General features: G+C 54.4%; 1 protein-coding gene. It reads left to right on the top strand.

From position 1 onward, the window contains the following. On the top strand, positions 1-283 hold a 283-nt coding region (locus FN960_RS23900), incomplete at both ends, for a hypothetical protein (RefSeq protein WP_221936846.1).

Genomic DNA, 283 nt, shown 5'->3' with positions numbered 1-283 from the left:
TAACCAGCTGACTTTTGAACGTGCGCAGGAAGTGTTGTTAGATCGCTCCTGGCAAGCAGGCAAAACCTATAACTTTGGTCTTTACCCGGCGGGCGATGAGTGGCAACTGGCGCTCAGCGACGGCGAAACCGGCAAAAATTACCTCTCCGACGCTTTTAAATTTGGCGGCGAGCAAAAACTGCAACTGAAAGAAACGACCGCCCAGCCCGAAGGCGAACGCGCGAATCTGCGCGTGATTACCCAGAATCGTCAGGCGCTGAGTGACATTACCGCCATTCTGCCG

Origin of the sequence: Alkalicoccobacillus porphyridii (genome assembly GCF_007293315.1) — a bacterium.
Lineage (GTDB): Bacteria > Bacillota > Bacilli > Bacillales > Bacillaceae_D > Alkalicoccobacillus > Alkalicoccobacillus porphyridii.
This window is presented reverse-complemented; position numbering and strand designations above follow the sequence as displayed.